The organism is Wohlfahrtiimonas populi (assembly GCF_002006795.1).
In the GTDB taxonomy this organism is placed as follows: domain Bacteria; phylum Pseudomonadota; class Gammaproteobacteria; order Cardiobacteriales; family Wohlfahrtiimonadaceae; genus Wohlfahrtiimonas; species Wohlfahrtiimonas populi.
In genome coordinates this window covers 63,053-88,148 of record NZ_MVDN01000002.1, presented here as the reverse complement: position 1 = coordinate 88,148, position 25,096 = coordinate 63,053, and the positions used below count along the sequence as shown (strand labels likewise).

Below are 25,096 nucleotides of genomic sequence, written 5' to 3'. Positions count from 1 at the left end.
GGAGCATAATTAGATGAATAAAATCAATGCTATTGTTGTCGGCTCTGGTAACGTAGGTTTAAAAGTTATCGATGTTTTGTTAAACACAAATGATTTCAACTTGGTGGGTGCAATTCGCCGTAGCGGTGAACCAATTGCAGAATATCCACAGTTAGAAGTGAAGAAATCTGTAGATGAGTTTAGCGAAAAGATCGACGTAGCATTCTTAGCAATCCCAACGCGTGAAGTACCTAAACAAGCAAAAGAATTTTTGGCGAAAGGTATTCATACAGTGGATAGCTATGATATTCACTCTAATATTTTGGATGTTAAAACTGAATTGGCAGAAGTTGCAAAGAAATATAACGCAGTAGCCGTTGTTTCTTCAGGTTGGGATCCAGGTACAGATTCAATCGTGCGTGCAATGTTGATTGCAATGGCGCCACGCGGTATGACTTACACTAACTTTGGTCCAGGCATGAGCATGGGGCATACAGTGGCTGTTAAAGCGATTGATGGCGTTAAAAATGCATTATCTATGACAATGCCAACAGGCGCAGGTGTTCACCGCCGTTTGGTTTATGTTGAATTGGCTGATGGTGCAATGGCAGATGTGGTTGAAAACTTGATCAAGACAGATCCTTACTTCATCAATGATGAAACACATGTTCGTTTTGTGGATGATGTGGATGCATTGAAAGATGTTGGTCATGGCGTGGAATTAACACGTAAAGGTGTTTCGGGTTCTACAGGCAACCAAAACTTTATGTTTAAGATGTCTATCGATAATCCAGCCTTGACAGCACAAGTGATGGTTTCTAGTGGTCGTGCAGCAACTCGTTTGCAAAGTGGCGCTTATACTTTGATTGAAATCCCAATGGTGGATTTCCTAGAAGGTGAGCGCGATGAATGGATTAAAGCATTAGTTTAATCTTCATTGAGTAAATACATAAGTATGATAATCTGCCATTTCATGGCAGATTTTTTTTGGAATAAATATAATGAAACTCATCCAAACACTTGCAGTATCATCACTGACATTTACTTCTGTAGCATTAGCACAATCATCATGGCATACAGTTAAAAAACCAACATTGGAGCAGACTAAAATATATGGTAGCTATGCCAATGGCTGTTTTTCTGGTGGTGAAGTCATTCCCATTAATGGGGATGGATTTCAGCAAGTGCGCCCAAGCCGTAATCGTAATTACGGTGATGAATCTTTATTGATCTTCATTGAATCATTGGGGCAATATGCAAAAATGCAAAATAAAACTGTCATTCTAGGAGATTTATCGCAGCCTCGTGGCGGGCCTATGAATTTTGGTCATTCCAGTCATCAAATTGGTTTAGATGTTGATATTTGGTTTGAAGCAATTGGGAAAGATGGATTAACAAAACAACAGAGAGAAAATCTAGCAACACCATCTTTAGTGGATGGTAAGAAAGGGGTGATTTCAAAGCATTGGCAACCATATTATCGTGATCTGATTCATCAAGCTGCCTTGTATCCTAAAACAGAACGTATTTTTGTGAATCCTGTGATTAAAGCTTATTTATGTGAAACTGAAAAAGATAAAAGTTGGTTGTATAAAGTGCGCCCTTGGTTTGGGCATGATTCACATTTTCACGTGCGTTTAGTCTGCCCTAAAGGACAAAAAGACTGTGAGCCACAAGCACCTGTTGCAAAAACATCTGGTTGTGATGCAGATTTACAAAATTGGGTTAAGGATCAAACAGATTTAGCATTAGGCATTAAAAAGCCAACTGTTTCAAAAAGTAAGCCTGCGCCAAAAGTAATGCCAGCAATGTGTCGGACTATTCTGAATCAATAAAGGTTTAAGATGTTTTATAAGAAAATTGTAATTATCAGTGGAATCCTTGCCGTCTTGTTATTTTGTTCTATTCTTTTGAAGGACAAAGCAGAATCTTTGTTCTTTTATCCTGATAGTGTGGATTATGGCGGATCTCCTGCTCAGCAAGATTTAGAATTTGAAATTGTTACGATTGAAAGTTCTGATGGTGTTCAGTTAAATGGTTGGTTTGTTCCAGCTGTTATTAATGAAGAGCGAATGCAGGATGCTAAATTAGCAAAAGGTACTGTGATTCATGTTCATGGCAATGCTGCGAATATTACGAGTCATTGGTCTTTGATTTCATGGTTACCAAAGGCTGGTTATAATGTTTTGACATTTGATTATAGAGGTTATGGTCAATCTGATCCCATATTGCCAACCATTGAAGGGTTATATAAAGATACGACAGCAGTGATGAATTATGCTTTGAATCGAGAAGATATTCAGGCTAGTAATATTTTTGTATTGGGGCAGAGTTTAGGTGGAAACAATGCATTAGCTGCTTTGGCAAAAATGCCTTTGGTGCAGAAAAATAAGATTTGTTCGGCTGTTATAGATTCAACATTTTATTCATACAGTGCTATTGCCAATGATAAATTATCAGGCTCAGGAATTTTATTAGGCAACGAGTATAGCGCTAATAATTCACTGGCAGGATTGCATGATTTACCGATATTGTTTTTACATGGGAAAGTAGATCAGGTTATTCCATATCAACATAGTGAGCAATTATATGCGTTGCAAGCGGAGAAGCGTAGATTGATTCTAGCGGAAGGTGCTTATCACATCACTGCACTTTATCAGCCTGCTTTTGGTGATCAATATACAAGTCAGATTATAGAGTTTTTGGTAGATTCTAGTAAAAACTGTTATCCCAAAAATAACGATTAGTAAAAATTAAAACACCCGATGAGAATCGGGTGATCATTAAATATAAAGATTGATTCTAGAAAATTACTTTGCTGATAGTTCTTTAATCAAACGAACACGGCGAGTGATCTCATCCCAATTGCCAGCTTCAACTAATTTCTTATCCACCATCCAGCTCATTCCGCACGCAAGCACGCGCTCTGTTGCTAGATAGCTTTGGAAGTTTTCATGGTTTATGCCACCTGTGGGAATCAACTGGATATCTTGATAAGGTGCCATCAATGCTTTGATCATAGGGATGCCACCAGAAACTTCTGCTGGGAAGAATTTCATGGTTGTGATGTTGTAATTCAAAGCCATTTCAATAGAAGTTGGATTATTCACACCAGGCAAAGTAGGCATGCCTAGGTCTTGTGCTGTTTGAATTGTACGAGGATTGCATCCTGGTGCAACTAAGAAATCAGCGTCCGATGTGAAGGCGATTTTAGCTTGCTCCGCATTCAATACAGTACCAGCACCAACAATCAAATCAGGATAATGATCTTTGATGGCTTTCAAAATGTCAGAAGCTTCCTTCGTGCGGAATGTTACTTCTATAATGGGCAATTCTTCACGGATTAAAATTGTTGCTAATTTTAGGCCGTTTTGGATGTTATCAATCATCGCAATTGGAACAACAGGATGATTGTGGAAAATGTTTGCGAGATTTTTCATATTTAGAGTTCTTTTGCAAAAATGTCATTGTATATAAGAATTTTTAAACTAAGTGGTAATGCTATAAAAATAGTCAATTTGATGCTGTATTTGTATAGTTAATACACTGCAATTAATGATCAAATATTAGTCAAAATACTTTCCACAAGAACTGTGGATAACTATGTGAATAATCAAAAAATCTATCTCATAAGGTGCATGGTTATTTGAGGTCAATAGTGTGCTCATTAATTGATCAGAAAAATATAAATTTTCCATATCAATTAGTTACAGTATTTATGCTGTTTACAACTATTGACATTTAATTGCCTCAGTTTCTATCGAATCTATAGATTGGTTGCGTGTAAGTCAAGTGTGAAACTGTATAATTTACACTCTTGTCATCAATTTACTGTTTTTATATATCGCTCTGATAGAATGTCAGCTTTATTATTTAAACTGTAATGATGGTTCTTTATGAATAATTTTACGATTGTGATTCCAGCAAGATTAAATTCAACACGTTTACCAAACAAAATGATGTTGTTAATTGGTGATAAGCCAGTGATTGAACATACTTGGCGCCAAGCAATGTCAGCAAAAGCAACGAAAGTGATTGTAGCAACAGATGATCAATCTATTTTTGATCACATGCAATTTGTGGGCGCAGAAGTTGTAATGACATCGAAAGATCATCCAACAGGGACAGATCGCCTTGCAGAAGTGGCAAATATTTGTGGTTTTGATGATGAAGAGATGGTTGTGAATTGGCAGGGCGATGAGCCGTTCTTGCCTTACGAATTCATTGAGAAAGTTGCGAATAAATTAGCAGATCATCCTAAAGCTGCAATGAGTACATTGGCAACACGCATTGATAATTGGGAAGATTTCTTCAATGCAAACGTTGTGAAAGTTGTTCATAGTAATTTAGATGAAGCATTGTATTTTTCTCGTGCACCCATTCCATTTCCTCGTGGTGTTGAAAAAGGCACAGGAGAGTTGCCTGAAAATGTACAACCATTGCGTCATATTGGTGTTTATGGTTATCGTGCATTCTTTTTGAAAGAATATCCTAAATTAAAACCATCACCATTGGAGCAATCTGAATCTTTAGAGCAATTACGTGCTTTATCGAATGGTTATTCAATAGTCATTGAACATATGGATACAATTCCACCAGTGGGCATTGATACAGCAGCTGAGTTAGAACTAGCGCGCAAATGGTATAATGAGAAAAACTAAATCAATTTAAAGGGCAATTATTTATGTCAATTCAGTATTTTTTACCGCAACGTTTGAGTTCATGGTGTATTCGTAAGCTCACAAGAATTCGTACAGTTTGGTTTAAAAATTTATTCATTAAAGTCTTTTCTAAGTTGTATGCAATCAATTGGGAAGAGAGCAAATATAGTTCGCCTGATGATTTCAAAACGTTTAATGAGTTCTTTACGCGCCAACTAGAAGCAGATGCAAGGCCAATTGCTGAATCGCCAGTAGTTTCACCTGCGGATGGAAAGATTGCAGCATGTGGCCAATTGGAAAATACACGTTTTGTGAAAGCAAAAGGGCATAACTTTACAGTAGAAAGCTTGATTGCTGATCCTGAATTAGCACAAGATTTTAAAGATGGTAGCTTTGCAACAGTGTATTTATCGCCAGCGGATTATCATCGTGTGCACATGCCTTTACAAGGAAAATTGCTACGCACAATTCATGTGCCAGGTAAGTTATACAGTGTTTCATTGAAAACAGCTGCACAGATTCCTACATTGTTTGCAGAAAATGAGCGTTATGTATGTGTGTTTGAAACTGAATATGGCAAGATGATTTTAATCTTGGTAGGTGCAATTAATGTTTCAAGTATTGCAACAGTTTGGGGCGGAGATGTTACACCGCCTTATGGCCGAGTAATTGATTATCAAACTTATGATCGTGATATTGAACTAGATAAAGGTGCTGAAATGGGGCGCTTTAACATGGGTTCAACGGCGATTGTATTGATGGAAAAGAATGCTTCAATCACATTGAATGAAGCTTTAAAAGAAGGCTCTGCCATTAAAATGGGCGAAACGCTATATAAGCTTTGCAATTTAAAATCAGAAAGCTTATAATTCAGCGCTTGTATTTTTAGCGAAATACATTCCTTGTCTTACAGAATTACTCTGGAGACTTTATTTGTTTAATAAATCCATAAGGAATTATGAATATGCGTCATTATGAAGTTGTATTCCTTGTTCACCCAGATCAAAGCGAACAAGTACCAGCAATGATTGAGCGTTACCGTTCAGTTGTTACTAATGAAGGTGGTCAGATTCACCGTTTAGAAGATTGGGGCCGTCGCCAATTGGCTTACCCAATTCAAAAATTACACAAAGCTCATTACGTAATGATGAACATTGAATGTAATGATCTTGCTCTTGAAGAATTACAAGGCATTTTCCGTTTCAATGATGCGATTTTACGTCACATGGCGATTCAGAAAGAAGAAGCTATCACTGAACCATCAGTATTGATGAAGCCACAGCGTGAAGATCGTGCAAACGATGAATCTTCAGACGCTGCAGATGAAGAATAATCACATCATTTAACTAAAGGAATTTTAATATGTCACGTTATTTCCGTCGTAAAAGATTCTGCCGTTTCACAGCAGAAAACGTAAAAGAAATTGATTACAAAGATATCAATACCTTAAAAAACTATATTACTGAAACTGGGAAAATCATCCCAAGTCGTGTAACTGGTACGCAAGCACGCTATCAGCGTCAATTAGCGACTGCGATCAAACGCGCTCGTTACATTGCATTGCTTCCATATTCAGATCAGCATTAATTTTAAGGAGCAATCATGCAAGTTATTTTATTAGAAAAAATCAACAAGTTGGGTAAACTTGGTGATACAGTTGAAGTAAAATCTGGTTATGCTCGTAACTTCTTATTACCATTAGGTAAAGCTACTGAAGCAACTCCAGCAAACATCGCTAAATTAGAAGTTCAACGCGCTGAGTTAGAAGCTAAGCAAGCTGAAATTTTAGCTGATGCAACTGCACGTGGCGAAAAATTAAATGGCATCGTTATCACTATGTCAGTTAAAGCAGGTACAGAAGGCCGTTTGTTCGGTGCTGTAACTAGCCAAGATATCGCTGAAGCTGTTACAAACGCTGGCGTTAAGTTAGAAAAACGTGATGTTCGTATCGCTGATGGTTCAATCCGTAGCGTTGGTGAGCACCCAGTTGTTTTAACATTGCACCCAGATGTAATCGTAAACATTCAAGTGAACGTTGTTGCTGAGTAATTTGCTCTAAAACAAAATTCATTGAAAAGCCCCGCTTATGCGGGGCTTTTTTGTTATCATAAATAAGCTAAAGTTTTTGTAAATTTATTTATTAGTATTAGACTAAAGCTTTAAAGTCAAAGATTTAAATAGATTTAATCAAATATAAATAAAGAATAATGAGGATAGCTTAATTGAGAAGAAACTATATTACGCGGGTTCGCATAGGTATTGCGCTTTATAATGCTTGCTTTAGAGATGGATATTCATTGAATCGCTTTATGCGAGATATCATTGCAGGTATTACTGTTGGAATCATCGCTATTCCATTAGCAATGGCTTTGGCAATCGCGAGTGGTGTGCCGCCTCAATATGGTTTATATACTGCTGGTATTGCAGGAATGATCGCAGCATTGGCGGGCGGTTCTAAACTAAGTGTTTCAGGGCCAACTGCGGCTTTTGTAGTGATATTATTTCCAGTCGCTCAGCAATTCGGTCTACAAGGCTTATTAGTCGCAACATTATTTTCTGGCATCATATTATTAATTATGGGCTTAGCGCGTTTGGGGCGTGTAATCGAATATATCCCATTATCTGTCACATTGGGCTTTACAGCAGGGATTGCCATTACAATTGCAAGTATGCAATTTGTGGATTTTTTTGGTTTGACACCAGCAGCGGAATCTGATGATTTTATTACACGTATCATGATGATTGGTAGCTCGCTTTCAACACTACAATGGGGTGATACTTTAGTGGGTATCACAACTTTAGCTGTATTAATCTTTTGGCCAAAACTCAGAATCAACTTTCCAGGGCATTTACCCGCAATTATTGCAGGTGTACTTGTGATGTTGGTTTATCAGTGGTTCGGTCATGATATTCAAACGATTGGTAGCAAGTTTAGTTATATTTTACCCAATGGTGATGAAGGGCAAGGCATTCCGCCTGTATTGCCATCATTTGTTTTACCTTGGAATGTACCTGCGGAAACAGGAAGCTTTGAATGGACATGGAAGAATATTTCAGCATTGTTGCCAGCTGCATTTTCTATGGCGGTTTTAGGTGCAATTGAATCATTATTGTGTGCCGTAATTTTAGATAATATGACACGCACAAAGCATAATCCTAACAGTGAATTATTAGGACAAGGTTTAAGTAATGTTGTAGCACCTTTCTTTGGTGGAATCACATCAACTGCAGCAATCGCTCGCTCAGCCGTAAACTTCAAAGCAGGTGCGACATCGCCAGTTTCAGCGATTGTGCACTCTTTGTTTGTATTGGCTGCATTATTATTCTTTGCGCGTTATTTATCATATTTACCATTGGCTGCGATGGCGGCATTGTTATTTATGGTTGCGTGGAATATGAGCGAAGCAAGAAAGATTAAAGACATTATTCAAAAAGCACCTAAAGGTGATATTGCAGTACTTTTGGTTTGTTTATTCTTAACAGTATTCTTCGATATGATCATTGCGATTTCAATTGGTGTTGTATTGGCTGCGCTATTGTTTATGAAAAATATTGCAGATTTAACCAAGCTGACAGAGATAGATTGTGAGCAATTTGATGAGAATGAAATTCTATATACAATTCAAGGGCCGCTATTTTTCGCAGCGGCGGAGCGTATTTTCAGTGAACTATCTGAATTGAGCGATCATTACCAAACAATTATTTTGGATTGGGATCATGTGACTTTACTAGATGTAGGTGGATTGCAAGCATTTACGCGTTTTATGGAAGATTTGAATGAAGGCAAGCGAGTTATGATTTGCAATATTCCATTCCAACCTTTGAAAACATTGGCACGTGCTAAAATCCAACCGATAGAAGGTCGATTGGATTTCTATTCATCGCGTGAAGAGATATTTGAAGAGTTAGATCATGCAAGTAGTGCTTGTATTGAAGTTGCTAGGCCATAAATCGCAATCAATACTAATAGCACGCCACAAGCCCCTAAAATTTTGTGGTAGATCGATTTTTGAGACAATGCATTGAATGCAACATATACAATAGATAATGTCAGGAAATCAAGGATGATCCATGTGATCACTAAAATGGATAAACTGATATTAATATTGTCATGTACATTGATGAATTGTGGGAAAAATGAAGAGAAGAAAATGATATCTTTAGGGTTAGAAATGCCTACTAAAAAGCCTTTTTTGAATCCACCATCTACAGGTTTGATAGCCGTAGGTGCAACATCGGAATGAGTAAAAACTTCTTTTAAAATTTCATAACCTAAATACGCAATATATAGTGAGCCTAGTAATTTGATGATGACAAATACTAGATCATTGATGCTTAAAACGCCTTTCAAAACTAGGATAGAAAAAGCGATTAATACTAATGATGCGATATTTGTGCCAAAGATTGTTTTTAAGGCTGCGCGATAACCATGTTTTAAGCCTGCGCTTGCAACTAAAATCATAACAGGGCCAGGTGTTGCGATCATCACAACAACAGTGATGATATAAAGGCTGAGTTCTAAAAAATTCATGGTTATCCTTCATCAAAATGAACGATAGTTATATGTGTTTTCGTAGGTAAAAGCAATCCCTGATTCTCACTTGAGAATCCTTCTATGAATGTTTACGGATGATTTACAATCAATGAGTTGCTTTTACATTCTAAGGATTATGATATTAACAATCCATAAGGATTCAATGAAAATAATAAGGATGTGAACTATGAAAAAGATCTTATTTTTAGCAGTCGCAGGCGCTTTATTTGTATCATCAACCGCTATGGCGCAAAATAATTATAATAATTGTGATGGCAGTGGCATGGGATATCATCGCAACATGACATCAGAGCAACATAATCAAATGATGAAAGATCGTGCTCAATATCACAATAATGGCACTTATCATAATACTCGTATGAAGCAGGCTAATAATAACCGTGGATCGAATAACTACATGAATCACGGTAATCATCGTAACAATAATGGTTATCATATGAATGGTAATAACCATCGCAATAATAACAACCATCGCGGACAAGGCAGAATGCATTCCAATTGGTAAAATGATTCAAAATTTAAGCAATCAAAAGCCAGCAACAGCTGGCTTTAATTATTTGTATTATCTGATATTTTGATTGCTTAACTTGACGCTTTTAAAACACCTTTAACCAATTCAATGCATTGCAAATAGCGTTCATCGTATTCCTCAGCATTGATTTCAACATAAGGAATATTGTGTTTATTTAAAATCAATTTAAGTAATGATTGAAACTCTTTGCGTGCTTGATTAGAGCCTAAATGGCGCAAGCCATCTGAAACCCAAGGTGTGTTGTTTTCTAAGAAAATGACTAAGTCAAAATAGTAGTTATTCAACATAGCTTCCACAGAAGGATGAGGTTTGCCTTCATATTTAATACAGAATGCTTGCGTTGTCACAAACGCTGTATCAATGAATGCGATTTTATTTGCATGTTTAACGGCAAAATCGATGTACTGAGCTTGTCCTAATGCAATATTATTGTAATCATCAAATTGTAATGCGCGCTCATCACCGCCCAAATGTCTGAAGATATACTCTTTGCCATATTCCCAAGCACTTGTTGTATTAAACATGTTCGCAAGCTTATTGATCATTGTGCTTTTGCCACTAGAATCGCCGCCCAAAATTGCAATGGTTTTTACAAAGAAAGGCTTAACTTCTGTGGGAATATATTCCCAGTGTGATAAAGGCGAGCGACGAATATCTTCACTGCGAATATTCATGAATGTGCGCTCAGGATCAATCACTTTTGTTGGTAAGTTTAAGTGTTTGAGATAAAAATCCACGTCATTATTTTCACTGCTGTAGATCATATCTGGTTTAATGTTATGGGATTGCAAGAAGTAATCGACTTTCTTTGCCCATAAGATTTGATCTTCTTCTGACTGAGAGAGATTTTCCTCATCAATATAGTGAATATGGATGTTTTTTTGGTATTTGAAAGTTTGCAACAACCAGCGTAAACGATCTTTTAAAGAGGGTTGACGGCTCATTGCACTATCTTTGAATGTTTGATAATCACGTTCTTCATTATGGCGAAGAATGATATGCAATTCATCCATTTGGCTAATGGCTCTTTGGATCAAATAAACATGGCCAGTATGCAATGGGTAGAATGCACCAAAAATGATCCCAACAGTTTTCTCTTCTTCTTGTGGATTGATGTTGAGATATTGATATAATGCATTCAGTTTTGTTGCGCTAGGGTTCTGAACCTTATTATTGAGCAATTGGCTTAAATAGCCTTTTGTCATATCACAATGGTCAGCAACGTTTTGTAGAGTTAATCCTCTATCTTTAATGACTTTTTTAATGTACGCAACATTAATCATACTTCTGTCTCCCTTAAACAATTGAGAAGCATTATACATGCTTTGTTTAATATAAAATACTGATTTTTATATCAATCTACGATTTAATCATGCTAATCAGATTAGGATTTGTCACAACATCTGAGAGATAGTAACCATCTAGCACTTGCAGAAAGCTTTTTAAAGCATCTGCCATGATTAAGTTAATTCTGCATTGCTCAGAGATATTGCATTGGTTTTCTTCGCTATGACATTCAATGATGGAGAGTTGTTCAAAATCACGAATGAGTTGCCCAAGATTAATTTTGAATGGATCATTGCCTAACTTTAATCCACCTTGATTGCCACGAATGCTAGTTAAATAACCTTGTTTTGTGAGTTTTGCGATGACTTTGGTTAAATGGCTTCGAGAAACATTATAGTAACTAGAAATTTCTGAAATATTCACCAATCGTTCAGAATGAATAGCAGCATAAATAAGGGTTTTAAAAGCGTAATCAGTTTGTTGAGTTAGTTGCATGATGGTCTTGAAGCGATGAGGCGGCAGAGAAGCGAAGCTGCTGATTGTAACAGAAAATGGGCAATAAAAAATCCTAATGCAGTGAAACATTAGGATTTTTCGAAGGTTTTAGAGAATAGAAGGGTTATTTAGGTGTTTCTTGCTCAATAATGTATTTAGTGAGCGTTACAATGTCCCAATGATTCTGTTCTGCAATACCCATGCAACCACGCTGAATTGTACGCAGTAATGGTAATCTGTGATCTGTTGCATAAGATCCCATGGTCGCTGAGATCATAAATACAGCACTGCCACTTTCATTCACACGACTGAAATCCACAGTTAAAGTTTTCATGGATTTAAATGCTTCAGGGTTTTCTCTTTGAATGAATTCAGCTAAGCCTTCTTTAAGCGCTTTAATAGCATGTTCAATATTATTTTTCACCGTGCCATAACAAACTGCGAGTTCCGTTGAAGTGCTATAACCATAAGTGATATTCACAATTTTATCTTTGATGAAATCCTTAGATGGATAGATTAATTCAGTGCCAGATGCTGTTAAATAAACATATTCAGGCGTTTGGCGCATGACTTTATAAGCGGTGCCATTAGGTAATAAAACGACATCATTCACAACAGTTGGGAACCATGTTTCATCCATTTTTACAGGGCGAGAGATCATTGTATTTAAATGATCGATGGTTAAACGAACTGTGCCATTTTCCAATAAAGGATTCACAAGATATGTATTGTATAGGTTGATTCGGCTAACTTTCCATGGCAAATCATTATAAATCACGCGTTCGCCTTCTCGTGCTTGCCCCATGTTTAAAAAGATACGAGTTTTAATGAAGTACTTTGGAATGGAATTTCGGGATGTGACAAGGAATGCCAAGATGATCAATATCGCAATACCAAAGAGTACCATATCGCCAGAAGAGTAGAGAATTGCCAAAGTAATGATGACAACCACTAATGTTGTGATGATTTGATAGAGCAGCATAAAGATGCGCCATCTAATAGAAATCTTGTTTTTTTCACGAGATTCTAAAAGTACTAAAAGTCGATTGAAACCATACAATAAGAGAGAAACAACAGCGATTGTGATGAGTAACAATAATCCTCGGCCTTTTGCAAAGCCCCAAGCACCTTTGGTTAAACGTGTTGTGAAGTCTTCTTTGACTGTTAACTCATCTAATTTAATCACTGTTAAGCGACGTTCGCGTTCTAGCTCTTTATGGAGATTGTTCCAAGTATCTTGAATATCTTTTAAGTTTTTCTTGGCATTATCAGGTAATTCAGAAACTTTAATTTGTTCAAGTGTTTCTAAGCCTTTGTTGAGTTGTGCGAGTCGGTCGTCAATTTCTTTTTGCTCCAAACGCAATAAATCACGCTTTCTAGGTGCATCCGTGATTTTCTTCATCTCAGCAAAGACTGGCTGAGCGATTTGAATCAACTCTTTTTGCCAATTGTAATCATCAACTTGTTGGATAGCTTGTTTAGCTGGCGTATCAAAACGAGAAGTATCAATGCCGCCTAAAGAGATTTTCTCAAAAAGTTCTGTGTATTCTTTTAATTGTGCGTTGGCACGTTTAAGGCTATCTTCTAGTTCTTTTTTATGTGCTTCGTCATCTTCTTTTTTAATTTCAGCAGATAAACTCGTTCTTTTAGCTTGCAGTTCTTTAATGTCATTTGAAATTGTAATCAACTGATCAGTCACATTTTCTTGTGAAGGTGCAACGGCAACCGCAGGATCAACAGCAAATGACAAAGATGAGCATAATAATGTAATGAGTAGTGAGAATAGTGCGAATTGCTTGGCAAGCATATTGCGTTGAGGCATTTATTTCTCCTAATAATTTTGTGTGCAAATTTATATTTTCTACGAATAATCGATTAAGTTCGTGAACGAAAGTAGGAATTATAGCATTGTCTATTCGGCGACTTTGATAAAAATCCCATATAAGCTAAGGATTTATCATGATGTAGGAATAGATGACCTTGAGAAAGCTATAGGAATTCTTTATGATAAACCTTTGTATCAATCAGTCACTGCGCTGATTTGGCCTTAATTGAAATAGAGTAAAGGAACTTCTATGTCAGAAATTTTAAAGTTATCACCAGAATTGGTTTGGAAACACTTTTATGAAATGAACCAAATTCCTCGTCCTTCAAAAAAAGAAGAGAGAATTCAGGCGCATTTCAAAGCTGAAGCGGAAAAAAGAGGTTTAGAAGTTCTACAAGATGAAATTGGTAACCTTTTAATTCGTAAACCTGCAACACCAGGCTATGAAAATGCACCTGCTGTGATCATTCAAGGCCATACAGATATGGTTTGTCAAAAGAATGATGGTACTGAGCATGATTTTGATAAAGATCCTATCGATATGTACATTGATGGCGAATGGGTTAAAGCGAAAGGCACAACATTGGGCGCAGATAATGGTATGGGCGTTGCAATGGGTATGGCGATTTTGGATGATCCAGAAGCTGAACATGGTCCATTAGAGATCTTGCTGACAGTGGATGAAGAAGCTGGAATGGGTGGCGTTCGTGCAATGAAAGCAGGTTGGATGAAAGGCAAATATCTTATCAACTTGGACAGTGAAGAAATTGGTAAATGCTTTGTAGGTTGTGCGGGTGGTGTGGATGTTGGCTACAGTGCAAGTTTGAATTACGATGCAGAGCAATACGGTAAATTCGTTAAAGTAACATTGAAGGGCTTAAAAGGTGGTCATTCAGGTATTGATATTCATAAAGGCCGTGAAAGTGCGAATGCTTTATTGGCAGAATGCTTGAGTTCTTTGTCACAACAGATGCCAATTCGTTTAGTTTCATTTGTCGGTGGAACTTTACGCAATGCGTTAACACGTGAAGCAACAGCTGTGATTGCTTATGATGAAACTCATGGCGATTTCCTGAAAGAGCATTTTGCACATTGGCAGAAACATTTAGTAAATCGTTTGCAAAATATTGATGAAGGTGTTCAGTTGTCTTATGAAGAAACTGAGGCTGCATCATCAATGTCATCACAAGATTCACATCATTTGTTGTCATTCTTAACTTTATTACCACAAGGTGTTTTAAAGCGTTCAGCAATTTTACCAGTTGTGGAAACAAGCTGTAACATTGGTACAGTTTCTGTGACTGAAAAAGGCGGCTTAAGTGTTGGTTTATTAGCGCGCTTCTTAACTCAAGAAGGTTTTGAAATGATCAAAGTTAAAACTAAAAACTTAGGCGAATTGTCTGGTTATTTCTGGCAAGCTAAAAATGATTATCCATCTTGGAAACCTAATTTGGATTCAAAGCCATTACAAACATTACAAAGAATCTATGAAGAAAAACATGGTAAGCCAATGGGCGTTGAAGTGATTCATGCAGGCTTAGAAACAGGTTTGATTGGTAAATTGTACCCTGATTTAGAAATGGTGAGCTTTGGCCCAACAATCAAAGGTGCGCATTCACCAGATGAAAGAGTTAATATCCCAGCTGTTGCAGAAATTTATGAATTAACAAAAGAGTTATTGAAAGCGTTGAAAGACTAATTTTATCTTTCATATTCGGTAAAATAAAAAAAGCTGGTTAAGGAGACTTAATCAGCTTTTTTGTTACTATATTTTTGATTACTTAGGGTAAATCCGATATTCTTTTGTAGGAATAATTTGCCCTATAGCTTTTAGATCTTTTAGGCCCAATTCATATGATAAAGATAAAAATTCATCAATATGGTTTGGAGATACAGAAACTAATAAGCCACCACTTGTTTGTGGATCACCAAGAATATGTTTGTGTTGTTCAAATATACTATTTTGCTCAATAAGGTAACCGTAGTTACCTAAATTGCGGAAGGTTCCACCTGGCATTGATCCCAGTGATTCATAATGTCGAACATTATCAATCAAGGGAATTGCGTCACTAAATAATTCTACAGAAACATCACTACCTTCTGCTATTTCGGATAGATGGCCAATTAAGCCAAAACCTGTGATATCCGTCATTGCATGAATATAGTCACATTTTGCAAATTCAGCACCAGCCTTATTCAATTGAATCATGATGTCACGAGCGGAATATTTATCTTCATCTTTTAATAGACCACGTTTTTCAGCTGTGGTTAAAATGCCAATTCCTAAAGGTTTGGTTAAGAAAAGATAATCGCCAGCTTGAGCAGTATCATTACGCTTGAGATGTGCTTTATCAACAATGCCAGTGACAGCTAATCCAAACATAGGCTCTGGTGCATCGATAGAATGCCCACCTGCTAAAACAATACCAGCGGCATCACAAGTTGCTCGGCCACCTTCAATCACTGTGCGGGCAATTTTTGGTGCGAGTACATTCGTAGGCCAGCCTAATATCGCAATTGCCATAATGGGTTTGCCGCCCATGGCATAAATATCACTGATGGAATTAGTCGCGGCAATTCGTCCGAAATCAAAAGGATCGTCTACAATTGGCATGAAGAAATCCGTGGTTGAGATAATCCCAGTTTTTTCGTCGATGCCATAAACTGCTGCATCGTCTCGAGACTGGTTGCCCACCCATAAATTTGGATCAGAGGTTTGTATGCCACTGCCTGCTAAAATCTGCCCAAGAACCTTGGGATCAATTTTGCAGCCTCATCCAGCGCCGTGGCTGTACTGTGTCAATTTGATCTCAGACATTTCTTCTCTTTTAAAATTAATAAGAATGAGGTAAAGTTTAGCACTTTATTCCTAGATAAATAAGCCGAGATGATCAATTTTAAAAAAGTTGCTTTGGTGAGCCGCAATAATGTTAGTAATCCTTCATTTGAATCAGTGATTAAGGCAGCTGAGAGCGTGCTTAAAAGTAATGGTTGTGAAGCGGTGATATTGGCATTGCCACCTAATGATAGTGAAGAGACACGCTCTATTTTAGAAACAGCTGTTAAAGATTGCGATTTGATTGTGATTTTTGGTGGCGATGGTACGTTTTTAGGTATCGCGCGTAAAGCATGTCATCTCAATATTCCTTTTGTGGGAATCAATTTAGGTCGCTTAGGATTTTTAACAGATATTCGTGAAACGCAGCTAAAAGAGAGTTTAGAATGTATTTTGCGTGGTGAATACACAACAGAAGAGCGAGAATTAATCCGAATTACCATTGATAATAAAGTGGATTCATTTGCCTTGAATGATGTGGTGATTCATCAACGTAGTATTTCACGTATGATCGAGCTAGATGTTTATGTGGATGATCAGTATTTAACAAGCTATTGGGCGGATGGTGTGATTTTTGCAACACCAACAGGCTCTACAGCTTATGCATTATCTTCAGGTGGACCATTGGTTTATCCGACATTGTCAGCAATTTTAATTGTGCCAATTTCGCCACATACTTTTAGTCATCGCCCGATTGTATTACCAGCGGATCGTAAGATTAAAGTAAAACTCAAAGATAGCGTAAAACATGCTGTGAGTGTGAGTTGTGATGGGCAAGTGGTCTTTGATTTTAATTTAGGTGAAGAATTAAATTTAGTGAGCAATGCTTCTAAGATTACGTTGATTCATCCATCTAACTACAGTTATTTTGAAATTTTACGAGCAAAATTAAATTGGGGACATCACCCAGAGAGAGAGCGTTAATAGATGAGTGAATTAGTGATTCAGCATCCAGTTTTGGGTGATTTAATTTATGAAGAAGTATTGAAAGGTTATGTCGGTAGCATTGAGTTATCAGAAATGCCTTTGAAGATTAATTTGGTGGCAGATGCTGATAACATCGAAGTAGTAGGTAATCAGTTAATCAGTTTTTTAGAAAGTGATGAGTTTGAAGATGCATTCATTGCTGGGTTGGAGCGATTATTAGAGATTAAAAATCGTGATTGGCTCAATGATGGTGAAGCAGAATATGTCTTGGAAGAGTTATTTGATTTTGTTTCATTGGATGCAATTGTGGTTTATGAAGATAAAATCGAATTGTATACAGATGATTTAGAGCTGTTATGGCGTAATCGCGCTGTGATGAAATATAATCATCAATATCAGCTCATTAGTGTTGAAATTGATATCAATGAAGAATAATTTAAAGTAATAAAAAAGAGTGGCTAACCACTCTTTTTTATTGTGTATCAAATTAGGTCACAGCAGGTGTTTGCAATCTACGCGCTTGGTAGAATCTCTGTTTCCAATATTTCTCATCCAGTGATGATGTCATGACTCCGCGTGACGTGGATGCATGAATGAATTGGTTGTTACCGTTATAGATGCCAACATGTAAACCGCTTCCACCGCGCCAATTAGTTTTAAAGAAGACTAAATCACCCGGTTTTAAGTTTTCTTTGGGGATTTTAATGCCTTGAGATGTTTGGGCAAGTGTTGTGCGTGGTAATGCTATATCAAATTTATCGTTGAATGTGCGTTGTACAAAAGCAGAACAGTCGATACCATTCAATGAATCGCCACCTAATCTATAAGGTGTGCCTTTCCATTGTTTAAGCTGTTTTTTAAGTTCTGTTGTAACAACTAAGTTATCTCTTAACTGGGCATGACGTGCTACAGAGTTTTTTGATGAAGCATTTTTACCTGTCGAAGCACAACCCGTCGCAAGTACAGTCAACATCATAATGGCTAATGTTTTTTTCATAGAGTAATCGTCAATAATAGAGTGAGATTTTCGCATTATAGATCAGGAATACTTTCCTGATCTATACCGTTTTTATATATTTTTATTTATTATGACGAAGAATTTTGAGAAGTAAAGTCATAATCCGTTTCTTGGTAAACAAAATAGTTCAGCCAATTTTGGAAAAATATACTAGAAGCACTGATCCATCGGGTTTGTATTGCTTTTTCTGGATTATCATCGACAAAATAATTACAAGGCACAACCGTTGATCCTTGTGCTAAATCCCGTTGATATTCTAATAAAAGTGTCTCTTTATAGTATTCAGGATGTCCACTCATGAATAATTGGCGCCCATTTTTGCTTGAAACAATATGAATACCAGCTTCTTTGGAGCTTGCGATGACTTCTAAATCAGGATGATTACGAATAGCATCAGGATCACTTTCTGTATTGCGTGATTGTGGTACATAGAACACATCATCAATGCCAATTAATAGCTGAGAATCTTCTTTTTCTTTAATGTGAGGGAATACGCCTGTTAATTTTTCAGGGAAGGTGTGTTTATCAATATCATAAAAATATTTCAAAGCAGCTTGGCTGCCCCAACAAATATAGAGGGATGTAAAAACGTGTTCACGGCTCCATTCAAAGATCTTGCTGAGTTCATCCCAATATGTCACATCTTCAAATTTTAAGAGTTCAATTGGTGCGCCTGTGATGATCATCCCATCAAAATATTGATCTTTAATATCATCAAAATAACTATAGAAAGTATCTAAATGAGCTTGTTTTGTGTTTTTAGAAATATGGTTTTCGATCGCCATTAAAGTGATATCCACTTGTAATGTGCCATTGCTGAGTTTACTCAGTAATTGAGTTTCTGCTGTGATTTTATCAGGCATGAGGTTTAAGATGCAGATCTTAATAGGGCGAATGTCTTGCGTTTGCGCTCGCTCTGAATTCATCACAAATATCCCGTGGTCTTTTAAAATCTGGGTTGCAGGTAAATCTTCTGGAATAACAACAGGCATAATTTTCTCCTCAAAATATAATATCCATCAAAAAAGCCAGAGCGGCTATCACTCTGGCTTTATTAAAACTACAATCAATGGTGCGCTTTAGAGTGACTCACATAGGTTCGAGAGTCACTCAGCGAGTAACCCTCTAAAGCATCATCATTGGTTGAAATTGGTTTGTATTCATGTTTTTTCAGTTCTTGAATTAACGTGCTTTACATCAAATCATTTAACTAGAATTGTGTCAAGCATTATGTATTGATGGTTGGTATGTCTATACAAAAGATGATTGTAGTTTTTATGTAATATTTTGATGTTAATAATAATTTTAAAATTTATCTAAAACAAAGTGTTATGTTTTATAAAAATGTGAAGACAAATGAATTAAGTATGATAGTATCCGAAATGTGTAGTGCAGATCTATAAAAGCCATATTTAGATAAGAGCAGAATGATTCATTACATGTTAGAGGATCTCAATAATTTGTTGTACTTCGGAGGATAATATGGACGCTACTTGCAAAAATGTGGCAGACAAAGGACGTAATGTCAGTGCTTTAACATTGATTAAAATATTTTTCTTGAGTTTGATTGGTGTTGTAATGTTTTTCTTATCTGTCGATATTGGCGGTAAAGAAACAATTTTAATTGATCATATTGCAAGCTTTGTGATTGTCGATTTGCGACCAATGGCACTTACATTAATACTACTGATTATGGCTTATGGTGCTTTTTCACCTTACATTACTGGTAAATATAAAAGCTCAGTGAGCGAAATGATTTTCTCTGTATTTAAAGTTATCGGCTTTATTTTGGGGATCATGTATTTAACAGGTTATGCGCCAGAATGGGCAATGAAGCCAGATATGTTGCCATTTTTATTTGAAAAATTGGCACTATCAGTAGGTTTATTGATTCCTGTGGGGGCGATTGCATTAACATTCTTAATTGGTTTTGGATTATTGGAATTTGTATCAGTTTTTATGGAAAAATTGATGCGTCCATTATTCAGAACTCCAGGCGCTTCGGCAATTGATGCAGTTGCATCTTTTGTGGGTAGTTACTCTATTGGTTTATTAATTACAGATCGAGTTTATAAGCAAGGTAAATATTCTCATCGTGAAGCTGTCATTGTAGCGACAGGCTTTTCAACAGTTTCAGCAACTTTCATGATCATTGTGGCAAAAACATTAGGGTTGATGGAATATTGGAATTTCTACTTTTGGAGCACATTCTTTGTGACATTTACAGTGACATCCATCACTGTATATTTACCGCCAATTAGCTTATTTGATAATGTGGCAAAAGATCCTATGCCAGAACCACCGAAGAAAGATAAATTCAAACATGCTGCTTTATTGGGGATTGAACAATATGAGCGTAATCCGAATGTATTGAAATTGATTTGGGCAAATTTAAAAGATGGTTTGGCGATGTCTTCAGTTGTTGCACCATCAATATTGGCGATAGGTTTTATTGGCTTAGTGCTATCTAAATATACGCCAATCTTTGAATGGTTTGGCGTTGTTTTGAAACCGTTTTTATGGATGACAGGCTTTGAAGATGCTCAGCAATATAGTGGTGCATTGGCATCTGGTTTGGCAGAAATGTTCTTGCCATCCATTTTATTGAAAGATGCAGACTTGTCCATTCGCTTTATCACAGCAGTGACAACGGTTGGTAGTGTATTATTCTTTTCAGGTAGCATTCCATGTATTTTGGCAACATCTGTACGTATTAAGATTTGGCATCTAATTTTATTATGGTTCATTCGTACAGTCTTATGTTTGTTAATGTCTAGCTTCGTTTTCCGTTTAGGGATTGCGATGGGTTGGTTAGGTTAATGCATTGCAGAAAGCCAGTATAAATGCAGTAGAAGAGCAACAGGGATATATTGCTCTTCTTTGTTTTAATGTAATATACTGTGAGTGATCAACTTATTTTTGATGAAGGAAATAATATGAAGAGAAATCGTTCAATAGTTGTTATCGCTGCTGCTATCACATTGTTATTGTCAGGTTGTGCATCATCACTGTCAGGCGATAGCTATTCACGTTCTGAAGCAAGACAAGCACAAGCAGTACAAGTGGGTACAGTTGTCGGTACTCGTCTAGTGCAAATCGAAGGTACGAAATCAGGTTTAGGTGCTGTTACTGGTGGTGCTTTGGGTGGTGTTGCTGGTAGTGCAGTTGGTGGTGGTAAAGGTAAAACATTGGCAACAATTGCTGGTGCTGCTGTAGGTGTAATGGCTGGTGCTGCTGCTGAAGAAGGCATAATGCGTACACAAGGCGTTGAAGTTATGGTTCGTTTAGATGATAGTAATCAAACGCGTGCTTATGTTCAAGAAGCGAAAGGTACATCTTTCTACAATGGCCAACGTGTTCGCATTACGACAACATCAAGTGGTACAGCACGTGTAGTACCTTTATAATCATTAGATTATTAGGCTAGATAGCAAAATCCCCATCTATGTTTAACGTAGATGGGGATTTTTATTGATTATAGTTTATGGTTTCTGTCTAGCCATTCTTTGAGGTCTTGCACTTGAAGGCTTCGCAGATGTTGTCTTGCTAGATGAAGGTTTTCCAAAGGTCGATGTGCTAGCTGCCTTAGGGCGAGTGAATACACCTTTCGTTGTAAACGATTGTTGCTGATGTTTTTTGCCAAGACGTTTGCCTTCGCCACCTGCAAAACCTGTACCTTTTGGTTGATATAGTGGAATCAAATGATTCTTACTATTACCAATCAAATCAGCTCTGCCCATTTGTTTCAATGCTTCACGCAATAATGGCCAGTTTTCTGGATCATGGTAGCGCAAGAATGCTTTATGCAAACGACGGTGTTTCAAGCCTTTTGGCGTTAATACTGCTTCTGAATCTGTTTTCACAGGTTTCAATGGATTTTTTTCTGAATGGTACATTGCACCAGCCAATGACATTGGCGTAGGGATAAATGCTTGGACTTGATCTGCACGGAAGCCATTGCATTTTAACCACAATGCCAAATTCATCATATCTTCATCTGATGTACCAGGATGCGCTGCGATGAAGTAAGGAATTAAGTATTGCTTTTTACCAGCTTCTTTACTGAATTTTTCAAACAAAACTTTGAACTTGTCATAGTTTGTAATGCTTGGTTTCATCATTTTAGCTAAAGGTGCTTCTTCAGTATGTTCTGGTGCAATCTTCAAGTAGCCACCGACATGATGTGTCACTAATTCTTTGACATACTCTTCATCACGAATTGCCAAATCATAACGTAAGCCAGAAGCAATCAAGATTTTCTTAACGCCTTTCACATTACGTGCTTGGCGATAAAGCTCAATTAATGGCTTATGGTTTGTATCCAGATTTTTACAAATATCTGGTGAAACGCAAGAGAAGCGACGGCAGTTATGCTCAATTTGTGGGTCTTTACATGCCAAACGGTACATATTGGCAGTTGGGCCACCTAAATCTGAAATAACACCTGTAAAGCCTTCTGTGCGATCACGAATCTCTTCAATTTCACGCAAAATAGAATCTTGTGAGCGATTTTGAATGATTCGACCTTCATGCTCTGTGATAGAACAGAATGAACAACCACCAAAACAACCACGCATAATATTGACTGAGAATTTAATCATTTCCCATGCTGCAATTTTTGCGCCTTTATATTCAGGGTGAGGTGCGCGTGAATAAGGTAAATCATAAACGCCATCCATTTCTTTTGTTTCTAAAGGTAATGGTGGAGGATTCACCCAAACATCACGGTCGCCATGTTGTTGAACTAATGGGCGTGCATTGTATGGATTCGTTTCTAAATGCAACAAGCGACTTGTGTGCGCATAATAGACTTTATCATTTTTAACTTGATCAAAACTTGGCAAGCGAATGTAATTGGTTCTACGTGCTTGCTGTTTTTCTTCACGCTTTTGATTGCGGTCTTTTGGGGTTAAATCTGTGCCACAGGTTGGTATTTCTGGTTCATCTAACGCAGCATTAAAGCTTGAGTCTTTAGGAAAGTTAGGTGTTTGCTCATTTTCTGAGCCAATGACTTGATTGGTATAAGGATTGATCAAAGGCTCAATTTTTCCCACTTCATCTAAAGTTGTTGAATCTAACTCAGTTAAACCAAAGTGATTGCGTTGATGTGGTAAGTTTAAAGCTGAACCACGAATATCCAACATATCACTGATTTTTTCACCTTTAGCTAAACGGTGAGAGATTTCTACCAAACTGCGCTCACCGTTGCCGAACAATAACATATCAGCACGAGAGTCGAGTAGAGCAGAGCGGCGGATTTTTTCTGACCAATAATCATAATGGGCGATACGACGGAGCGAGGCTTCAATGCCACCTACGATGATTGGCACATCTTTATAAGCTTCTTTCGCACGCTGTGAATAGACAAGCAATGCGCGATCTGGTCGCTTGCCAGAGACATCACCAGGTGTATAAGCATCATTGTGACGAATTTTTCGATCAGATGTGTAATGGTTCACCATGGAATCCATGTTACCGGCCGAAATACCAAAATATAAATTAGGTTTACCTAGCTTCATGAAATCATCTGTATTTTGCCAATTAGGCTGAGAGATGATGCCAACACGGAAGCCTTGCTCTTCCAATAAGCGACCTAAAATTGCCATAGCAAAACTAGGATGGTCAACATAGGCATCGCCAGTGACTAAAATGATGTCACAGCTATCCCATCCGAGAATATTCATTTCATCTCGGCTCATGGGTAAAAATGGTGCTGCGCCAAAGCGTTTTGCCCAATAAGGTTTATAGGAAAATAGAGGTTTGGCGTCGTTGGAAAAAGAGAAGTTCATATACGGCTAACAAAATGGTGGTAAAAGGCGACATTATACTTTGATATTGGCAATATTGTCTGATTATTAATAATAAATTGAATTGTAATCGTCAAATTCAAATTGTTGGTATAATTGCTTTACATTATAACTAGATAGGATAGTGCAGCCGATGGCACCCCCTCGTTTAAAGAAACACTTGAAGTATATCAATAGTTTTATTCAATCACCACGTAGTTTTGGTACCTTAATGCCTTCTTCATCAGCATTATGTGAAGCTATGGTCAAATCTGTGGATTGGAATCAAAAATCATTAGTGGTTGCAGAATTGGGCGCAGGTGATGGTGTTTTGACTCACCATATCTTAAAGGCAATGCCAGAAGATGCTCAATTGTCAGCTTATGAAATTAATCCTGCTTTCTTTCACGAATTGGAAGAGATCAAAGATTCTCGATTGATTGTTAGAAAAGTTTCTGCTGAGATGTTAGATAAACCGTATCAAGTTATTTTTTCTTGTTTGCCATTTTTATCGTTGCCTTTAAGAATTTCATTGCGAATCATTAAGGCAACTTTACAAATTTTAGAGCAAACTCAAGGAACATTTATCCTATTTCAATATACTCAGCGTATGGAACGAGTTTTGTCTCGTTATTTTGAATGGGAAAGAAAACTGGTGGTTAAAAATTTCCCGCCTGCTTATGTGTATGTATGTAAACCTAAATAAGAAAGTCATATTGTTGATGAGATTCATTAGAATCTTCTTCTAAGTCTTTGGCGCGTTGCATTTCTAGGGCTTGGATAATCTCAGGCAGATTCATTGTACTTTTTGCATTGATACAGATGGCTTTGAAATCATCAAAGCCGCTGCGTCGGAAACGTTCTTGCAACAGTCGATGGTAATGCTTTTCAATGTTATGTATATGGCTAATTCGCTCATCAGAGAAAATCTTTCGAGCTGTTTCATTATATTCATCTGATTCAATTAATTTTGAAAGCCTTATATAATCATTATGTAAATCAATACATTCTTTCGGTGCATCAGTTCCACTTTGATAATAATAAAGGGCAATAAACATTACTATGACAAATGTAGTAATGGATATGGCAATTTTTTCAAACATGCGAATCATCCTCTTCTGTTGATATGTTTACATCTTTTAAACAAGTATAAATATAATTATTATTTAATTAGTTATAGAATATTTATGTAAAA

At 37.0% G+C, this 25,096-nt stretch carries 26 protein-coding genes; 16 read left to right on the top strand and 10 right to left on the bottom strand.

All coding sequences use genetic code 11. The features are described 5' to 3' along the window. Positions 1-13 precede the first annotated feature (13 nt). The 3 genes from BZK16_RS03285 to BZK16_RS03275 all read left to right on the top strand — a co-directional run bounded on the left by BZK16_RS03285 (position 14) and on the right by BZK16_RS03275 (position 2,726). Complete coding sequence (locus tag BZK16_RS03285) at positions 14-910, top strand: diaminopimelate dehydrogenase (protein WP_077927477.1); 897 nt, start codon at positions 14-16, stop codon at positions 908-910. A 70-nt stretch (positions 911-980) separates the two neighbouring features. Further along, a complete protein-coding gene (gene mepA / locus BZK16_RS03280) occupies positions 981-1,814 on the top strand; it encodes a penicillin-insensitive murein endopeptidase (RefSeq protein WP_077927476.1) in 834 nt (277 codons plus the stop codon). A gap of 9 nt (positions 1,815-1,823) precedes the next feature. Then, the gene (locus tag BZK16_RS03275; protein ID WP_077927475.1) at positions 1,824-2,726 is read left to right on the top strand and encodes an alpha/beta hydrolase; all 903 of its coding nucleotides are present in this window, start codon (positions 1,824-1,826) and stop codon (positions 2,724-2,726) included. A gap of 63 nt (positions 2,727-2,789) precedes the next feature. Here BZK16_RS03275 and eda read toward each other — a convergent pair whose 3' ends face one another. After that, on the bottom strand, positions 2,790-3,419 hold the full coding sequence (eda, locus tag BZK16_RS03270) for a bifunctional 4-hydroxy-2-oxoglutarate aldolase/2-dehydro-3-deoxy-phosphogluconate aldolase (RefSeq protein ID WP_077927474.1): 630 nt from the start codon (positions 3,417-3,419) through the stop codon (positions 2,790-2,792). A gap of 456 nt (positions 3,420-3,875) precedes the next feature. Between eda and kdsB the strand changes: the two genes are divergently transcribed. From kdsB to dauA, 6 genes are all read left to right on the top strand, one after another. Beyond that, positions 3,876-4,640, top strand: a complete 765-nt coding sequence (kdsB, locus tag BZK16_RS03265) for a 3-deoxy-manno-octulosonate cytidylyltransferase (RefSeq protein ID WP_077927473.1) — start codon at positions 3,876-3,878, stop codon at positions 4,638-4,640. Positions 4,641-4,663: 23 nt separating this feature from the next. Further along, positions 4,664-5,509: an archaetidylserine decarboxylase gene (gene asd / locus BZK16_RS03260; protein ID WP_077927472.1), complete on the top strand. Its 846-nt coding sequence runs from the start codon at positions 4,664-4,666 to the stop codon at positions 5,507-5,509. 95 nt (positions 5,510-5,604) lie between these two features. Continuing rightward, a complete protein-coding gene (rpsF, locus tag BZK16_RS03255) occupies positions 5,605-5,973 on the top strand; it encodes a 30S ribosomal protein S6 (protein ID WP_077927471.1) in 369 nt (122 codons plus the stop codon). 29 nt (positions 5,974-6,002) lie between these two features. Further along, positions 6,003-6,227, top strand: coding sequence for a 30S ribosomal protein S18 (rpsR, locus tag BZK16_RS03250; protein WP_077924656.1), 225 nt, complete (start codon positions 6,003-6,005; stop codon positions 6,225-6,227). A 15-nt stretch (positions 6,228-6,242) separates the two neighbouring features. Further along, complete coding sequence (rplI, locus tag BZK16_RS03245; RefSeq protein WP_077927470.1) at positions 6,243-6,689, top strand: 50S ribosomal protein L9; 447 nt, start codon at positions 6,243-6,245, stop codon at positions 6,687-6,689. A gap of 173 nt (positions 6,690-6,862) precedes the next feature. After that, positions 6,863-8,590, top strand: coding sequence for a C4-dicarboxylic acid transporter DauA (gene dauA / locus BZK16_RS03240; RefSeq protein WP_077927469.1), 1,728 nt, complete (start codon positions 6,863-6,865; stop codon positions 8,588-8,590). Here the strand turns inward: dauA and BZK16_RS03235 are convergent. Next, positions 8,551-9,171 carry a LysE family translocator gene (locus tag BZK16_RS03235; RefSeq protein ID WP_077927468.1) on the bottom strand — a complete coding sequence of 207 codons (621 nt, stop codon included), beginning with the start codon at positions 9,169-9,171 and terminating at the stop codon, positions 8,551-8,553. The two genes, dauA and BZK16_RS03235, sit on opposite strands and share 40 nt — an antisense overlap. 190 nt (positions 9,172-9,361) lie before the next feature. On the opposite strand from BZK16_RS03235, the gene BZK16_RS03230 reads away from it, so the two are divergent. Further along, positions 9,362-9,700 carry a hypothetical protein gene (locus BZK16_RS03230; RefSeq protein WP_077927467.1) on the top strand — a complete coding sequence of 113 codons (339 nt, stop codon included), beginning with the start codon at positions 9,362-9,364 and terminating at the stop codon, positions 9,698-9,700. A gap of 77 nt (positions 9,701-9,777) precedes the next feature. Here BZK16_RS03230 and nadR read toward each other — a convergent pair whose 3' ends face one another. The 3 genes from nadR to BZK16_RS03215 form a co-directional block, all read right to left on the bottom strand. Beyond that, the gene (nadR, locus tag BZK16_RS03225) at positions 9,778-11,010 is read right to left on the bottom strand and encodes a multifunctional transcriptional regulator/nicotinamide-nucleotide adenylyltransferase/ribosylnicotinamide kinase NadR (protein ID WP_077927466.1); all 1,233 of its coding nucleotides are present in this window, start codon (positions 11,008-11,010) and stop codon (positions 9,778-9,780) included. A 76-nt stretch (positions 11,011-11,086) separates the two neighbouring features. Beyond that, positions 11,087-11,509, bottom strand: coding sequence for an Rrf2 family transcriptional regulator (locus tag BZK16_RS03220; protein WP_077927465.1), 423 nt, complete (start codon positions 11,507-11,509; stop codon positions 11,087-11,089). A 124-nt stretch (positions 11,510-11,633) separates the two neighbouring features. After that, positions 11,634-13,331 (bottom strand): coiled-coil domain-containing protein, encoded by a 1,698-nt coding sequence (locus tag BZK16_RS03215; RefSeq protein WP_198932430.1) that lies wholly within the window; start codon positions 13,329-13,331, stop codon positions 11,634-11,636. 253 nt (positions 13,332-13,584) lie between these two features. On the opposite strand from BZK16_RS03215, the gene BZK16_RS03210 reads away from it, so the two are divergent. Continuing rightward, positions 13,585-15,033 (top strand): aminoacyl-histidine dipeptidase, encoded by a 1,449-nt coding sequence (locus tag BZK16_RS03210; protein WP_077927464.1) that lies wholly within the window; start codon positions 13,585-13,587, stop codon positions 15,031-15,033. A 78-nt stretch (positions 15,034-15,111) separates the two neighbouring features. Here the strand turns inward: BZK16_RS03210 and selD are convergent, their stop codons facing one another. Then, positions 15,112-16,152 carry a selenide, water dikinase SelD gene (selD, locus tag BZK16_RS03205; RefSeq protein ID WP_077927463.1) on the bottom strand — a complete coding sequence of 347 codons (1,041 nt, stop codon included), beginning with the start codon at positions 16,150-16,152 and terminating at the stop codon, positions 15,112-15,114. Between the two features lie 69 nt (positions 16,153-16,221). Here selD and BZK16_RS03200 point away from each other — a divergent pair, with 69 nt between their 5' ends. Both BZK16_RS03200 and BZK16_RS03195 read left to right on the top strand, forming a co-directional pair. After that, the gene (locus BZK16_RS03200; RefSeq protein ID WP_077927462.1) at positions 16,222-17,094 is read left to right on the top strand and encodes an NAD(+)/NADH kinase; all 873 of its coding nucleotides are present in this window, start codon (positions 16,222-16,224) and stop codon (positions 17,092-17,094) included. Positions 17,095-17,097: 3 nt separating this feature from the next. Continuing rightward, the gene (locus BZK16_RS03195; protein ID WP_077927461.1) at positions 17,098-17,532 is read left to right on the top strand and encodes a hypothetical protein; all 435 of its coding nucleotides are present in this window, start codon (positions 17,098-17,100) and stop codon (positions 17,530-17,532) included. A gap of 52 nt (positions 17,533-17,584) precedes the next feature. Here the strand turns inward: BZK16_RS03195 and BZK16_RS03190 are convergent, their stop codons facing one another. Both BZK16_RS03190 and BZK16_RS03185 read right to left on the bottom strand, forming a co-directional pair. Beyond that, positions 17,585-18,094 (bottom strand): NlpC/P60 family protein, encoded by a 510-nt coding sequence (locus tag BZK16_RS03190; RefSeq protein WP_077927460.1) that lies wholly within the window; start codon positions 18,092-18,094, stop codon positions 17,585-17,587. 89 nt (positions 18,095-18,183) lie between these two features. Next, entirely contained in the window at positions 18,184-19,107 is a 924-nt protein-coding gene (locus BZK16_RS03185; protein ID WP_077927459.1) for a homoserine O-succinyltransferase, read from the bottom strand. Positions 19,108-19,597: 490 nt separating this feature from the next. Between BZK16_RS03185 and BZK16_RS03180 the strand changes: the two genes are divergently transcribed. Beyond that, complete coding sequence (locus tag BZK16_RS03180; RefSeq protein ID WP_077927458.1) at positions 19,598-20,935, top strand: YjiH family protein; 1,338 nt, start codon at positions 19,598-19,600, stop codon at positions 20,933-20,935. 116 nt (positions 20,936-21,051) lie between these two features. Next, entirely contained in the window at positions 21,052-21,522 is a 471-nt protein-coding gene (locus BZK16_RS03175; RefSeq protein ID WP_077927457.1) for an outer membrane lipoprotein, read from the top strand. A 75-nt stretch (positions 21,523-21,597) separates the two neighbouring features. Here the strand turns inward: BZK16_RS03175 and BZK16_RS03170 are convergent, their stop codons facing one another. After that, complete coding sequence (locus BZK16_RS03170) at positions 21,598-23,904, bottom strand: YgiQ family radical SAM protein (RefSeq protein ID WP_077927456.1); 2,307 nt, start codon at positions 23,902-23,904, stop codon at positions 21,598-21,600. 151 nt (positions 23,905-24,055) lie between these two features. Between BZK16_RS03170 and BZK16_RS03165 the strand changes: the two genes are divergently transcribed. Then, positions 24,056-24,607 carry a class I SAM-dependent methyltransferase gene (locus tag BZK16_RS03165; RefSeq protein WP_077927455.1) on the top strand — a complete coding sequence of 184 codons (552 nt, stop codon included), beginning with the start codon at positions 24,056-24,058 and terminating at the stop codon, positions 24,605-24,607. On the opposite strand, the gene BZK16_RS03160 is transcribed toward BZK16_RS03165, so the two are convergent. Next, a complete protein-coding gene (locus BZK16_RS03160) occupies positions 24,600-25,004 on the bottom strand; it encodes a hypothetical protein (RefSeq protein ID WP_077927454.1) in 405 nt (134 codons plus the stop codon). The genes BZK16_RS03165 and BZK16_RS03160 overlap by 8 nt on opposite strands. Between the last annotated feature and the right edge of the window lie 92 nt (positions 25,005-25,096).

Coding starts and splice junctions, on each gene's coding strand:
- BZK16_RS03180 (WP_077927458.1), top strand. CDS start 19,598: ATGGACGCTACTTGCAAAAATGTGGCAGACAAAGGACGTAATGTCAGT.
- BZK16_RS03230 (WP_077927467.1), top strand. CDS start 9,362: ATGAAAAAGATCTTATTTTTAGCAGTCGCAGGCGCTTTATTTGTATCA.
- rplI (WP_077927470.1), top strand. CDS start 6,243: ATGCAAGTTATTTTATTAGAAAAAATCAACAAGTTGGGTAAACTTGGT.
- BZK16_RS03160 (WP_077927454.1), bottom strand. CDS start 25,004: ATGTTTGAAAAAATTGCCATATCCATTACTACATTTGTCATAGTAATG.
- BZK16_RS03165 (WP_077927455.1), top strand. CDS start 24,056: ATGGCACCCCCTCGTTTAAAGAAACACTTGAAGTATATCAATAGTTTT.
- BZK16_RS03195 (WP_077927461.1), top strand. CDS start 17,098: ATGAGTGAATTAGTGATTCAGCATCCAGTTTTGGGTGATTTAATTTAT.
- BZK16_RS03200 (WP_077927462.1), top strand. CDS start 16,222: ATGATCAATTTTAAAAAAGTTGCTTTGGTGAGCCGCAATAATGTTAGT.
- BZK16_RS03215 (WP_198932430.1), bottom strand. CDS start 13,331: ATGCCTCAACGCAATATGCTTGCCAAGCAATTCGCACTATTCTCACTA.
- rpsR (WP_077924656.1), top strand. CDS start 6,003: ATGTCACGTTATTTCCGTCGTAAAAGATTCTGCCGTTTCACAGCAGAA.
- asd (WP_077927472.1), top strand. CDS start 4,664: ATGTCAATTCAGTATTTTTTACCGCAACGTTTGAGTTCATGGTGTATT.
- BZK16_RS03210 (WP_077927464.1), top strand. CDS start 13,585: ATGTCAGAAATTTTAAAGTTATCACCAGAATTGGTTTGGAAACACTTT.
- BZK16_RS03275 (WP_077927475.1), top strand. CDS start 1,824: ATGTTTTATAAGAAAATTGTAATTATCAGTGGAATCCTTGCCGTCTTG.
- BZK16_RS03220 (WP_077927465.1), bottom strand. CDS start 11,509: ATGCAACTAACTCAACAAACTGATTACGCTTTTAAAACCCTTATTTAT.
- mepA (WP_077927476.1), top strand. CDS start 981: ATGAAACTCATCCAAACACTTGCAGTATCATCACTGACATTTACTTCT.
- kdsB (WP_077927473.1), top strand. CDS start 3,876: ATGAATAATTTTACGATTGTGATTCCAGCAAGATTAAATTCAACACGT.
- BZK16_RS03190 (WP_077927460.1), bottom strand. CDS start 18,094: ATGAAAAAAACATTAGCCATTATGATGTTGACTGTACTTGCGACGGGT.
- BZK16_RS03185 (WP_077927459.1), bottom strand. CDS start 19,107: ATGCCTGTTGTTATTCCAGAAGATTTACCTGCAACCCAGATTTTAAAA.
- BZK16_RS03235 (WP_077927468.1), bottom strand. CDS start 9,171: ATGAATTTTTTAGAACTCAGCCTTTATATCATCACTGTTGTTGTGATG.
- BZK16_RS03170 (WP_077927456.1), bottom strand. CDS start 23,904: ATGAACTTCTCTTTTTCCAACGACGCCAAACCTCTATTTTCCTATAAA.
- rpsF (WP_077927471.1), top strand. CDS start 5,605: ATGCGTCATTATGAAGTTGTATTCCTTGTTCACCCAGATCAAAGCGAA.
- eda (WP_077927474.1), bottom strand. CDS start 3,419: ATGAAAAATCTCGCAAACATTTTCCACAATCATCCTGTTGTTCCAATT.
- BZK16_RS03175 (WP_077927457.1), top strand. CDS start 21,052: ATGAAGAGAAATCGTTCAATAGTTGTTATCGCTGCTGCTATCACATTG.
- BZK16_RS03285 (WP_077927477.1), top strand. CDS start 14: ATGAATAAAATCAATGCTATTGTTGTCGGCTCTGGTAACGTAGGTTTA.
- nadR (WP_077927466.1), bottom strand. CDS start 11,010: ATGATTAATGTTGCGTACATTAAAAAAGTCATTAAAGATAGAGGATTA.